10 protein-coding genes are annotated in these 12,782 nt (G+C 48.1%); 2 read left to right on the top strand and 8 right to left on the bottom strand.

The genetic code is table 11. From position 1 onward, the window contains the following. Positions 1-53 precede the first annotated feature (53 nt). Positions 54-1,055 (top strand): FAD:protein FMN transferase, encoded by a 1,002-nt coding sequence (locus Q369_RS0103560; RefSeq protein WP_031526417.1) that lies wholly within the window; start codon positions 54-56, stop codon positions 1,053-1,055. 8 nt (positions 1,056-1,063) lie between these two features. On the opposite strand, the gene Q369_RS0103555 is transcribed toward Q369_RS0103560, so the two are convergent. From Q369_RS0103555 to Q369_RS0103530, 6 genes are all read right to left on the bottom strand, one after another. Further along, a complete protein-coding gene (locus Q369_RS0103555) occupies positions 1,064-3,259 on the bottom strand; it encodes a PepSY domain-containing protein (protein ID WP_031526416.1) in 2,196 nt (731 codons plus the stop codon). 15 nt (positions 3,260-3,274) lie between these two features. Continuing rightward, positions 3,275-3,763: a DUF2271 domain-containing protein gene (locus tag Q369_RS0103550; protein WP_031526415.1), complete on the bottom strand. Its 489-nt coding sequence runs from the start codon at positions 3,761-3,763 to the stop codon at positions 3,275-3,277. 5 nt (positions 3,764-3,768) lie between these two features. Further along, positions 3,769-5,244, bottom strand: coding sequence for an ankyrin repeat domain-containing protein (locus Q369_RS0103545; protein ID WP_031526414.1), 1,476 nt, complete (start codon positions 5,242-5,244; stop codon positions 3,769-3,771). Positions 5,245-5,436: 192 nt separating this feature from the next. Next, positions 5,437-6,021 carry a hypothetical protein gene (locus Q369_RS0103540; RefSeq protein ID WP_031526413.1) on the bottom strand — a complete coding sequence of 195 codons (585 nt, stop codon included), beginning with the start codon at positions 6,019-6,021 and terminating at the stop codon, positions 5,437-5,439. A 2-nt stretch (positions 6,022-6,023) separates the two neighbouring features. After that, complete coding sequence (locus Q369_RS0103535) at positions 6,024-6,839, bottom strand: metallophosphoesterase family protein (protein ID WP_031526411.1); 816 nt, start codon at positions 6,837-6,839, stop codon at positions 6,024-6,026. A 113-nt stretch (positions 6,840-6,952) separates the two neighbouring features. After that, positions 6,953-8,185: a hypothetical protein gene (locus Q369_RS0103530; protein WP_031526410.1), complete on the bottom strand. Its 1,233-nt coding sequence runs from the start codon at positions 8,183-8,185 to the stop codon at positions 6,953-6,955. A gap of 157 nt (positions 8,186-8,342) precedes the next feature. On the opposite strand from Q369_RS0103530, the gene Q369_RS0103525 reads away from it, so the two are divergent. Beyond that, positions 8,343-9,605 carry an outer membrane beta-barrel protein gene (locus tag Q369_RS0103525; protein WP_031526409.1) on the top strand — a complete coding sequence of 421 codons (1,263 nt, stop codon included), beginning with the start codon at positions 8,343-8,345 and terminating at the stop codon, positions 9,603-9,605. Positions 9,606-9,674: 69 nt separating this feature from the next. On the opposite strand, the gene Q369_RS0103520 is transcribed toward Q369_RS0103525, so the two are convergent. Then, a complete protein-coding gene (locus tag Q369_RS0103520) occupies positions 9,675-10,955 on the bottom strand; it encodes a hypothetical protein (RefSeq protein WP_031526408.1) in 1,281 nt (426 codons plus the stop codon). A gap of 291 nt (positions 10,956-11,246) precedes the next feature. Then, positions 11,247-12,722: a carboxylesterase family protein gene (locus tag Q369_RS28190; RefSeq protein WP_051663896.1), complete on the bottom strand. Its 1,476-nt coding sequence runs from the start codon at positions 12,720-12,722 to the stop codon at positions 11,247-11,249. Positions 12,723-12,782 lie beyond the last annotated feature (60 nt).

The raw sequence follows: 12,782 nt of genomic DNA, 5'->3' as shown, positions 1-12,782 counted from the left end.
CTCTTCCGGTTTTTTGTTTTAAATGCGATTTGAAAAACTCCCGCTGCTGCTTCATGAGAGTAATTTTTGCTTGTCTCCTCTTATTTTTTTCTATTCACTCCCAGGCTCAGGTGCTGCGAAAGCGGACCACGATGCTCATGGGCGGGCGGTTCGACATTACCATTGTAGCAAAGGATTCGGCGGAAGCGGAGTTGCATATTGATGAGGTTATTGCGGAGATTACGCGGATCGAAAACCTCATTTCTGACTGGAAGCCGGCCTCCCAGGTTTCGGAAGTGAATGCCAATGCGGGTATCCGTCCGGTAAAGATTGATGCAGAAGTTTTTGAGCTCACAGAAAGGGCATTGAACCTATCGGAACTGACTAATGGTGCATTCGATATCAGTTTCGCAGCGATGGAGCGGATCTGGAAGTACGATGGTTCAATGACGGAAATGCCTTCGCCTGAGGCGGTAAAAAAATCGGTTGCGCTCGTCGGCTACCGGAATATCATTTTGGACAAGGCGAACTCAACGATTTTCCTGAAAATGAAGGGGATGAAGATCGGGTTTGGTGCATTGGGCGAGGGTTATGCGACGGATAAATGCCGGAGTATGATGCTCGCAAAGGGAGTACAAGCGGGCATTGTAAACGGCTCGGGCGATATGAGTGTGTGGGGAAAACAGCCTGATGGCCGCGATTGGGTAATCGGGATCAACGATCCTTTGAAACCGGGCGAACTGTTTGCGGTGCTGCCCATCCGGCAGGGCGCGGTAGTTACTTCGGGCAGTTATGAAAAGTTTGTCACGCTGGATGGAAAACGTTATTCGCACATCATTAACCCTGCTACCGGCTACCCTGCTACCGGACTTACGAGCGTCACCGTCTTTGGTCCAAGTGCTGAAATGGCGAATGGGTTCAGTACTTCTCTGATGGTAATGGGAAAGGCGGCGGGACTCGCGCTGTTGAACCAGCACCCGGCATTCAGCTGCCTGATGATCGCAGACGACGGTCAGGTATTCAGTTCTAAAAATCTGAATATCAACAAACACAAAGTAAGACGGAGGCGGCGCTGAACATCTTGTCAGTAACAATCCATGAGCACCTGACTTCTCGATTGATAAAAGCTGACAGGTTTACCCAAGTGCTTCACGCAGACTTCTTCCAGCAACGCGACGACATTGTTTTGCATCGAAAGCGACCCGCAAAGCATGATCACGCCGCCGTTGGCCAGCGTTTCGGTCAGTAGCGATTCATCTTTCGACAGCAGGTCTTTTACATACTCCTTTTCACCTTCCCGCGAATAGGCAATTTGCAGGCTGCGGAGCTTCTTTTCGTCTTTGTTTTTGTTCAATGCATTTTGATACAATGCAAAAGAAGCCCGGTCGCGAAAACCGCAGTACAGGTGGCAATCTGCATTTTCAGGCTGCTGATCGATCATCCCCAGGAATGGCGCAATGCCGGTACCGTTGGAAATCATAACGACAGTTTTGCCGGGTTCAGGAAGATGAAAATGTGCGTTGTTCACAATTTTGGCACTAATTACCTCTCCCGGAGCAAGCCTGGAAAGATACTCCGAGCCAAGTCCGCCCGCATGCAGCTTCACACTCAGCTGGATATCCTTTTTTATTTTACCAATGGAATACAGGCGCTCGCGGTGATCATGGGCAGGATAGATAGCCAGCAAGTCGCCGGATGTAAATGTCGCATTCGACTGCGGACGCAAGCGCAGCAGAAATGATTCACCTGCTACGAAAACGGGCGTTTTGTCCATTACGGTTAATGCTTGCGAAGGTTCCTTCCTGGTAACCGCCAGGCCAGCTGATACCTGCAAAGCCACACCCGCGTGCTGCGACCAGTTCGCCGCCCATTGACTGAATTCCTCCGGCGATTTATCGTTCACCGTATGGATTTCTACCAGCGGCGCAGCCCATTGTTGTTTGGCCAAAAGGGTATCTACTTCAAAAGCAAACTTGCAATAATCAGGATAGGCATGCGAGCCAAAACCAACAACCGAATACCGGATCTGCTGTGATTGCCTGTACTGCTGCATGCGTTTTTCAAAGTGCGCTGCATTTGTGGGCGCATTACCCAATCCGTAAGTAGCAGTCATGACAATGATATGCGACGCTTTTGGAAATGCAGTAAAATTGTCCAGTTCCGTCACGTAAGCCGACTTTCCTGCCGCGATAAGCTGCTGGTGAATCGCATTGGCGAAGCTGAATGTGCTACCGTTTTCGGAACCTACCAGGATGATAAATTCGCTTTCGGCCGCTGTGTACTTGTTTTTTACGCGGTTTGCGCGGCGCCGGAATGTGATTGTAAAACCGGAATAGATAAAAAAGAGAATGTTCGCCGAAGCGATCGCCAGCACAATCGCCCACCATGCATTGGTGCGCCCGGTGTGCAGGTCGAGGCTCAGGTTGGTAAGTATCACCGAGGCGGAATACTTCACTTCGCCCAGCACTTCTCCTGTGATTTGGTTGACGGTAACTTCCCGGTCAGTCAGTTTGAGTGTGTAGTAATCTTCCGCGTCTTCGGAAAAAGGAAATTCTACCGACTGTACATCGGCGAGCTGCGTAGTTTTGAAAATCTCAAAGTCAGCCGGATTCCTCTCCGGGCCGGATTTAATCGCATCGAAATCAACTTCCATGGAAGCCTGCTTTGTATCTATCAGCTCAAAACGCGCAAGGGAAAGGTAAGTGCCCGTTGCAGCGATGATCAGAATAGGGACAAGGGACAGGCGGCCGAGCACAACGTGGTAGTACTGCGCAAAATTGTCGCGCACAATGCGCGTAAAGAAGCGCTTCAAGCCGCGCTGCCGCTGGATGATCAGGATCGAGCCTGAAATGGTGATCAGTAAGAGCAAAAATGCGGTAAGGCCGATGAAAAACCTCCCGGCTTCATGAAGAAATAAGGAACGGTGCAATGCAGTTACCCACTCAAAAAATTCGGACGGATTAGCAGGGGTACCGAGTACTTTTCCGGTGGCGGGATCAACGTAAGCCAGCAGCTTTTCACCGTTCGCGTCGCTGCCTTTGATCTGGACAAACTGGTTTGCATCCACCGACAGTTCACTGATGCCGGGATATTGTTTTCTTAATGTCGGAAGGGTTTGGGAAAGAGTAGCCTGGCTGAATTTTTCCGAACGGTAGGACTGCGTTTTTTCTGCCAACGGTTTGAAAGCCAGAATAACGCCCGTAATGGAAGCCAGCGTAAGTAAAAGAAAAGAAGATACAGCCAGTGCAAGGTGGCTGTATCTCCATACAGAAATTGTCATAAAGAACTCCGAATGTTAATTGGGGCTGAACCGGACGTAGCGGATGTAGCCGGTACCCTCACTTTTGGCTGAAAGCGCCTCGGTCGTCAGTGGAATTTCCAGGTCTTTCACATGGTAAGCCTTGTCTTCCACTGCACTTTCAAACCTGACCTTATAACCGGCATCGATCTTGGATTTATCAATTTCGATCACATTCACACTCCGGTCTCCACCTGTCACAGACGCACCGGTGATCGCGCTGATATTGTCCTTCTTTTTGGCCTGGTACTTATGCCACTCTTTAAGACTGTTGTACCATTTTTTATCGGGCCCTAAAACGTACAGGGTTTTCTCGTAAGCATTTTTACTGTTGATCAATGAAATCACCACGTAGGCACCTTCGCCCATATAGTTGGTCATCTGGATCATGCATTTGTACTTGTTTGTCGCCTGCGCGAAAATGGTATTCGGGCGCGCAAATGTCAGCGCAGTAAAAAGGAGTGCTGTTTTTATGAACTTGGACATGAAAATTATTTCAGAAAATTAACGGTTACATTGTTCTTGGAGAGTGATTCATTTTCGCCCGCCAGGTCGAAGGCTGTCTCATCAAAGCTCGTCACGATGTCTTTTTTCGCGCCGATCGAGATCAGGTATTTCAACATACTATCATCTTTCGCGATCATCGCTGCCTTGTGCAATGCGGTGATTCCTTCCTTGTTTTTCGCATTCACATCAATCTGGTAAGCTTCCAGCTTTTTCACCAGCGCGAGGTCGTTTTTCGCTACTGCCAAATGGTAAAGCGTATTTCCGTTTTGCTGTGGTGCATTGAGCTTCAATTCTTTGTCTTGCAGGATTTTTATTTTTGTGTCAAAATCCGCAGCAGTGCGCGGGCTGTACGACTGAACCAGGTAAGCAGCCAGGTTATCTCCGTTGCGATCGCTCACATTTACGTCAGCTCCTTTGCTGAGCAGGTAACTTACAACAGCCGGTGAATTGCCGCGCACTGCGAAAGCAAGTGCAGTTGTGCCTTTTTGGTTAGCCTGGTTGATGTTTTTTACTTTGGGCACAAGCAGCGCCAAAGTTGTAGTATCCGGATTGGATGCCGCTGCATTCATAAACACCGTATTTCCATCCTCGTCAGCCTGGTTTACATCCACACCTTTCGACAGGAAGTAAGTAACAATTTCGTCCTGCTTCGGCCTGCGAACAACGGAGTGCAGCGCATTCTGGCCGTTCTTGCCTGTTACATTGGGCTTGATATTCAGGCTTTCGAGGTATTTGTAAACTTCAATGGAATTGGCTCCACGTCGTGATCCCTGCGCAGCCATTAACATGGCAGTCGGATTGGCTGGGACACCTTTTTGTAAAAGGGCTTTCAGTACTTCAATGTTACCACCGCGTGCCGCATAGCTGAAAGCATTGTTGCCGGCAGCGTCTGTACTTTTCAGGTCCAGGCCTTTTGAAACAAAATAATTAGTAAGTGTCAGGTCTTTATCGTTTGCCACAGCCAGCAGCAATGCATTGGCACCGTCATGGTTCAGGTCTTTTTTAAGGTTGGCGCCATTTGCGATGCAGATTTCGTAAATTTTGGTATTCACCTGTCCGCCGCCCGCCGCGAAATTCAACGGAGTGGAACCGTGGCTGTCAATTACATCTGCTTTCGCGCCTTTTGAAACGAGGTACTCCATTATTTCCACATTGCCTCTGTTAGCCGCCCAATGCAGGTAAGTGCGGCCGTCGTGCGTCAGTTTGTCGACGGTATTGCCGGGTTGAGCCAAAAGGAACTCGATGGTTTGCTGCGGTGCACCTGAGTTGATCGCCATAACGACGGGATCAAAGCTCATCGGGTTCAGCTGGGCAGGATCTGCTCCTTTCTGGATTTCTGCTTTTACTGTATTTACATCCGGCGAATTCTTCCAGAACGCTTGATCAAGAAGGGTGTTTTTTTGCTGCGCATAACCCGCAATGGAAGAGCATGCAAACAGGGCAATCAGAAGTTTTTTCATAAAAACATAGTTAATGGGACGCTCGCTATCTGCGTAATACTTCGCAACAGATAGGTTACAAAGCTAACGATAATCAGTCTAAATAAAAGAGTTTAGGCGAAAGAATATGGCATGACGATGTTACCCGCAAGCTTGGGAATTGACGCTGCGGGTAACCGTTGAGCAGGCTTTTGCTCCACCAGGAAGGTTTTGTTAAAAGTTTACCCGCATCCCTACACCCGCTTTCACAATGTCGGGCAGGGAAAGGGATTGCAGATTCTGAACGTAGCTGATCAGGTACAGATCCGTTGCATTCAATTCCAGGTAAGCAGTGATGGATTTTATTTTGGCCCCTTTCTTTATCTTATAGGTAAACGAAGACTCGGTCGTCAGGTGCAGCCGCACGGCCGATTTCCACCAGTAGTAGCCTCTGGGGAACCTCTTGGGCCAGTTTACGTAAAACTGGTCGCCAAAGTGGTAGCCTACCTTTGTGCCTATATCCAGCGGATTTAGCAAGATGTGGTCTGAAATGCGTACTGTAATGGGTTTAAAGAAAAGAGAAGCTGAGACGATTTGCAGGTTTCCTCCGGCCTCTTTTGGAACAAACCCATATTGCACGCCGAGCCGCGCGTGGTCTTTGAACAAATTGTACCCAGTCCCAAATCCCATCCAGCCGGTACTTCCGGCATATTGGACGGTTACGTAATCAGGAAAAAAGCGGCGGGCGTTTTGTGCAAGGCACAGAGAATCCGATGCTCCATTCAGGAGCAGCATCAACAGAATCCAGGTTGCTTTCATGACTAGTAGCCGACGATGGTTTTGAAGACTTTCCCGTTTGCGATTTTCAACAATACGAAGGCATTCTGATTGAAAGCGTAGCCGGTTATATACCTGATCCCATCTTCAAAAGGGTAGAAGTCTAGGTGTTGGTGTACATGCCCGTGCAGCGACAACAACATTTTGGGGTGATTCCGGAGCAGCGATGTATAAGGCTGTACGAGTTCCTGGTTGAATTCCAGCTGACTGAATGGAGGTATGTGGGAAATGGTGATGATGTGCTTCACGGCATCAGTATCTTCCATTTGTGACACTAACCAATCCATATCCGGTACTTTACGCTCGGAGTATTCGAGGCTGTTGGTGTTGTGGGCAATGAACTTGATACTATCGTAAACAAACGAATAATCTAACGGGCCAAAGATACTTGTGAACACCTGCTCGCCATTCGCGACCAGATCGTGATTGCCGATAACTCCCAGATAGGGCTTTTTCAGTCTGGCTAGTCTCTCGTCTACCCATTTAAATTCCTGTAAAAGGCCAAAATCGGAGATGTCGCCCGCCAGCAGAATCAGGTCCACTTCCTGTAATGCATTTACTTTCTCGACAAACTTATCGAGTTCATTGTACCACCGCTGTGAATCCCCCGCCAGCACAATGGTAACGGTGTCGTCTGTCGGCGCCTGACGAAGTTTTTCCAGATTTTTTGCATTCAAATCACGCGGCGAATGCCTGTCGATAGTCTGGTTCGGGCTAAACTCGAAATGTTCGCAGGCACTTGTAAAAAGTACAGTCAGGATACACAAAGCCGCCTTCAATCTCGTGGTGAAATTGTTCATAGTAGTTGATGTTAAATCCTAAAAATCTAAACGCAGAGCGTCATTACCTGCACTTTTGGAATGCAGGGGGTTCTTTAAATATTTGTACTTATTAGACTATACGCAGCGTGCTTTCAAAAAGCCAATCCGAGACTGACCTTGGTCCTGAAACCAAAATCGGACTTCGTACTGGCCAGGTAATCCTGGTAATTGTAAGATGTATTGCAGTCGAAAAATCCATTCTGGAAAAGCCGTAATTGAAAACCCAGCAGCGGACCTGCATTGAGAACGTGGTCTTTTCTGCGTAGTTCGGTTATGTAAGCACCGTGCTTGCCATTGTAATAAAAATATTCCGCATTAGCGCCGGTGTAAAGACCTGATAGTCCATTGGTGTTTTTGCCTTGCAGCTGGCGTTTTTTCATCAAGAGATAATACCGCGGCTGAATGGAAAAAGATGCTGAGTGTTCGGAGGAATACATCTGAACAAGTTCACGTGGAAGAGGCTCGTAATCTTGACTAATGCGGTGAAAACCCCGATTAAATGCTGCATCGATTTGAAAATTCAGGCTGAGAGGTAGATCTGCAATCTTCTTTTCGTAAGCTATACCAATCCTGATCTTATTGTTATAGTATCCAATAGTTGTTTCTGGCAGACGGATTTTCCACTGATGCCTGACTTCTTGATTGCAGTAGAGAATATCGCACAGCGGCGGGTTCGCCGACTTCTTCCAATCACCAAATGCAAAACCGAAGCCGACCTGGGAAGAGAAGGTCCAGTCATGCAGCAAGCCGTAATAGAAAAATTGTTTTTCCTGCCGGAGAGCAAATGAGAAATCTAAAACACCTGAATTGAGGAAGCGCCTTTGAAAACCTATTTTCAATCCAATGCCGGCATTCCACCTGTTTGTCAATGGCGAATTATAGAATAAGGAGATGTAGTTCCCGCTGAAATTATTGGCGCTTTTTCTGGATTTAATACGTTTCCTCATATCGAAAAACCAGCGTAACTGTCCGTCAATCAGTATGTAATGAGAAAATTCGTGGGACTGATTCACAGGTAAGTGACCACTAACAGCAACCGAGAAGGAAGGTAAGAATTTGAATTCGTAGCCAACCAATAGAGAAATATTATCGATTACCTGTTCATTCATCAAGGGGGTAAGTTGTACCTGCTGGTACTGAGAAAGCCCGACTTTGACCATGTGCCTGGTCGGTATCTTTGTCATAAATACATTTTCGTACCGATCAATAAAGCGCTGTCTGGTGAGCGTATCTGGCTCCTGGCTGAATGTGATCTGCGTGGTATCCTGAGCCTTGGCCCAACTCACCAGCAACAGCCACAATAGCAACACCAGGGGTTTTCTCATACAAGCACTATTTGGATTTTAAGTCTCAGGCTCTCACAAACCTGATTCGCAGACCCGACTTCTTTAAAGTGGCAGGGTCGCCGCTAAATGGTTGTATGGTTACAAAAAATTATTTCAATTACTTTGTGTCTGCTTCCTCTTACAAAACCCTGTCAAAATGATTTACAAGATCACCCTCTTTGCTTTTTTACTTATAACCTTCCATTATGCAAAGGCCCAGAAATCATTTGAGCCCGGCTACCTGCTTGTTTTCGCAAATGACACGCTGAATGGGTATGTTGATTATAAAAACTGGTCAAGAAACCCTGAAACAATCAGCTTCCGGAGTGCACCAGGGGATGCAGCGAAAACCTACGGACTAGACGAAATCGAAGGTTTTTACGTGCACGGAGAGCGTTACATCAAAGCAGAAGTGGATGTGAATACCAGTCCGTCGACCATCGATGAACTTTCCCATTCACCTTTACCAAAGCTTGAAAAAAGAACCGCTTTTCTAATGTTCATCAACAGCGGCCCGAAAAGCCTTTACTATCTGAAGGGGAGGGACGACAGAGTCCAGCTCTATATCAGTGACAAGCCGGGCGTTTACGAATTGCTGGTAGATCACCGGTACCTCGCCAGCAATGCTTCGAAACAGGTCGTGACTGTCAATCAATACAGGGATCAGTTGAAGAAGTTTTTCTCTGATTGCGAGGGAGTGATGACGGACAAAAGAAAGATCTTTTACTCGTCGAAAGCGATCAGCCAGCTATTTGACAGATACTATGCGCAATGTGCCTCCACAAAGCCCGCCGTATCCTACAAATCTCCTACTTCTGTTAGTCAGTTCGGAGTTGTTGCAGGATTGTCGGGATCCAGATTGAGCTTCGAGGGCGTTTATGATCCGCGGCTTGTGAATGGAAACTTTCCGGTATCGTATCATGCAACTGGCGGGCTGTTTTTGAATCTCCTGGTTCCCCGTCTCAAACAACGCATTTCCATCTACAACGAACTCGCATTTGTTTCTTACAAGACGAGCATCGTAGACGAGACCAGATATGCAGGAGAAAACTACAACCGCTGGACCAGCACAATGGGTTATAACTATATCAAGCTGGCTAATATGGTCAGGTACTACATTCCGGCGGGCGGCTTGAAGCTGTTCGTGAATGCAGGTATTTCGAATGCCCTGGCGATTTCTGAAACAAACGAGGAGATAATAGAAAGCAGATTTTACAACCCGCAGCCGGTCGTTTCAAGAAATATAGTGTTGGGCGCTACCCGTAAGCACGAGCTGGGATTGGTTGCCGGTGTGGGAGCGACTTACCGGAAATTCGGCGCTGAATTCCGCTACGAGTCTACCAACGGAATGTCCTCGTTGCTGGATTTGAAGTCAAAAGTCAAGCGGTCTTACTTCCTGGTCAGCTACCGGTTTAAGTAAAAGCTGCTTATTTTTTGCTGCCCTGTTGCTCCTGGCTTCCCAGAAGTAACAGGGCAGTTTGATAAACTGCTAATACGGACTTGCAGCGTTAAAGCGCGCCGAAAATTGCGTGGTCTCGTGCTTTTCCGTTTTGTCGTCGTAATAATGAAGCGTTCCGGAGATCTTACCTTTTACCCGCTTTTGGGCACGGTCGTATTCGAGAATGGTAACCGTCAGCGGGCCTACCACCTTTTTGCCGTTGCGCGGGTAATACGAGTCCGACCAGGATTTGCGCCGGGCGTCCATGGCACTGATGTGAATGGTTCCGTTGTCCGTCACAGCATACGCGCCAACACCTGGAAATGGAAGCATATTCAATGTCATAATCGCTTGCTGGTGGTCACTCAGGTTGCGTTCTGACAAGCTGATCTGAAAGAATTCCTTATCTACCACACTGATCGTGCCTATTTCAGCGCTATCCACTCTGGCTCCCGTGAACTGAAATGCATTGGCTGCCTCAATGACCATATTCGAGACCAGGAACAATCTGGCTTTTGATTTCAAGATCACCTCCACGCTCACGGCAACCTGGTTCGGGTTGGGAATGCGGTTCGGAGCCATATAAGTCGCACTGGCGCCATTGCCATTGATGCTCAATCCGCCCGCTTGCGGATCGGTTTGTGTGCCTGGCTCGTTCCCATTCAATTTCCAGTTTCGCACTTGCTCTTTGCCCAACAGTGTCGGCATCGTCAGCGGCGCGAGCTCGCTGTCGTCTTCATGACCTGCGTGAAAAAAGACTTTCAGCTCCACGTGTTCACTCGGGACGAGCGAGCGCGAAGCGGGTAACATGTAGTAAGCTTCGTAAAAAGCGGCTGGAAGTAATTTGCTAATTGGCGTTTTGGCTTTGCGTTGTGCTTTGTCCAATGTGATATTTTGTCTTCCCAGCCAGCGCTGGTCAGCCTGCTGAAATGCAATGCCCAATGCTTCGGGTGCCGAGCCGGCGATATCCGCATCCGAATAATTCCAGATCAGATCTGCTGGCTTGGCAAGTTCCAGGTTTTTAGGACTTAACTCATAACCTGATCCTGTACCGCCCCACGCTTTGTTTTCGACCGGCTGGATTGTAATGGTAGTATCCCGCGGCAAAGCTCCTGCGGGGATAATCAGGGTAAGTGCCTGATCGGGAGTGGAAATACTGCCGCCGGCCGGCCCGATCTTCTTTTGTACCGGAGCACCTCGGGGCTTACCTGCCTCCGTAGGTGTTCCTTCTGTGGGCACGCTGGTATCTGGTTGCGGATCGGACTGGTTTTGCTGGCAGGCGAGCAGGCTCAGCATCAGGCCGAGGCTGAGGAAAGTGTTAAAAATTTTCATGGCTAATAAATCGGTTCTTGCAAATGTATGTTTGTCAAAAATGCGGGGTTTGTCAGACCGGGAGCATTATCTGACCGAGCGGGAGCTTTACCCGTTCTGGTAATACAAAGGTGGCAGCCGAGCCGATCGGGAGAAACCATCAACTCGTCCAAATGCAAAAACAGCGCGGTGAAATGTTATTTCCGTGTTTTGAACTGATTTTTAAAGAATGGTAGCACCAAGCCGAGTGCCACGCGTCAAAAAACAGCAGCGGCAGCACAAACCTTGAAAGCAAGACAATTAGCCTCTGACTTAATTATCTTGTACTTGGAGCCGGTTAGAAAGCAAGTTGATTTGGGAATACTCAATCTTCCTTTCCTGCTTAAAAAGCCACTCGACCAGGTCTGGTGTATTCATAACCTGTATCCAGATACCGTGTCCTGCATCCGGGTATTCGCTGTATCTTGGATTTGCACCGGCTTGACGAAGCGCAGAAATCATTCGCCGGGAGCCACTCACGGGGACGTTAATGTCTTTTGCTCCGTGAAACGCCCATATTGGCACCTGCGACATTTGTTTGGCGAGACCTGGATCTCCATCGCCGGAAATGGGAATTGCGGCTGCAAATAGCTTTGGGTATTTACCAATGAAATACCATGTTCCGTATCCTCCTAATGAATTACCAGCAATGTAGCGGCGCTTTCTGTCGATCTTAAATTCCTTTTCCAGGTTTTGCAGCAGTTCTGCTACGATCGTATCTGCCGTTTCTAAATTTGGAAGACCACCCCAGCTGTATCCTGCACTGACTTGCGGTACTACGAGAAAAGCCGGATGTTTTTCACGCACCAGGTAGTTGGAGAGGAGCACAGCGGGAAGTGAGCCAAAAACCTGCTTGATATTGTCCGTTCCCCAGCCGGCGCCTCCGTGAAGGCATAAAACCACCGGGTATTTTTTTGCCGTGTCGTAATGCATGGGTTTCATCAGCCGGTACTGTAACCTGTTACCCTTTTTATCAACATAAGTTCTCGCTTCAAACCGTTCTGCATGGGCAACGTCCTTGCTGGTGGCTGGCGGTTCAGGTGATTTTGCGACAGGCTTTTCGTGCAATAATCGGTCGTGCACTACAAGTCCCGCGATAGCACTGGCCATGCCGGCGAGGAAGACCGCCAGCTTGATCATGCGGGACAAAGTACTGCGGCTTACGGATACTTCGGTTTGTTTCCAGCCTATCACCCAATGTACAAGCAGCGGCACCGTCGCCAATTCGCTAAACCATGAGAGCTTGTTGTGAAAATTCTCAACCGCAGCCTTGTACGCAGCATCCGTGGCGTACAAGTACATGATCAATGTAACAATAAGGACTGCAGTGATTCCAATGATGTAAAACCCGGCGGTTTTCAGCCAGACCCGATTTTTTTCACTGGTATAGATCAAACAAATCCCATATAAGCCCCAGGTAGTCAGAACAAGAAAATAGGACGGGAAATACAGGTTCATCTGGCTGCCGGCCGAGAAAACAGCATAAATTGTATAACATCTGAAAATAGTAGCAATCAGGTGTATTGTAATGGCGATTTTGGCCGCGGGGTGATTAGCGATTATATGAAAGGAGAGCAGCGCGCCGAGCCACAGCAGGGAAGTTGCGAATGCAACACCAAGCCACGGCAGAAATGACGGCAGGAGAAATAATTGGTGACCTAGAAAGTCTTGCAATGAGATTTGAAGCGCGGTACTACCCACATAGAGGATGCCGCAAAATGTCAGTAATAAATAGGTGATTTTTGACATAGCTGCGGGTCGGGTAGGGTATATTGGTTTAAAGAACAGGACTAAAATGGTCGTTACCAG

It is taken from the genome of Dyadobacter crusticola DSM 16708, assembly GCF_000701505.1.
Classification (GTDB): domain Bacteria; phylum Bacteroidota; class Bacteroidia; order Cytophagales; family Spirosomataceae; genus Dyadobacter; species Dyadobacter crusticola.
Note: the sequence above shows the minus strand (reverse complement) of the source record. Positions and strands in the feature narration are given on the sequence as shown.

What these genes read in the sequence shown, in the direction of transcription:
- Q369_RS0103560 (WP_031526417.1), top strand. Translation starts at nt 54, where the DNA reads ATGAGAGTAATTTTTGCTTGTCTCCTCTTATTTTTTTCTATTCACTCC.
- Q369_RS0103555 (WP_031526416.1), bottom strand. Translation starts at nt 3,259, where the DNA reads ATGACAATTTCTGTATGGAGATACAGCCACCTTGCACTGGCTGTATCT.
- Q369_RS0103550 (WP_031526415.1), bottom strand. Translation starts at nt 3,763, where the DNA reads ATGTCCAAGTTCATAAAAACAGCACTCCTTTTTACTGCGCTGACATTT.
- Q369_RS0103545 (WP_031526414.1), bottom strand. Translation starts at nt 5,244, where the DNA reads ATGAAAAAACTTCTGATTGCCCTGTTTGCATGCTCTTCCATTGCGGGT.
- Q369_RS0103540 (WP_031526413.1), bottom strand. Translation starts at nt 6,021, where the DNA reads ATGAAAGCAACCTGGATTCTGTTGATGCTGCTCCTGAATGGAGCATCG.
- Q369_RS0103535 (WP_031526411.1), bottom strand. Translation starts at nt 6,839, where the DNA reads ATGAACAATTTCACCACGAGATTGAAGGCGGCTTTGTGTATCCTGACT.
- Q369_RS0103530 (WP_031526410.1), bottom strand. Translation starts at nt 8,185, where the DNA reads ATGAGAAAACCCCTGGTGTTGCTATTGTGGCTGTTGCTGGTGAGTTGG.
- Q369_RS0103525 (WP_031526409.1), top strand. Translation starts at nt 8,343, where the DNA reads ATGATTTACAAGATCACCCTCTTTGCTTTTTTACTTATAACCTTCCAT.
- Q369_RS0103520 (WP_031526408.1), bottom strand. Translation starts at nt 10,955, where the DNA reads ATGAAAATTTTTAACACTTTCCTCAGCCTCGGCCTGATGCTGAGCCTG.
- Q369_RS28190 (WP_051663896.1), bottom strand. Translation starts at nt 12,722, where the DNA reads ATGTCAAAAATCACCTATTTATTACTGACATTTTGCGGCATCCTCTAT.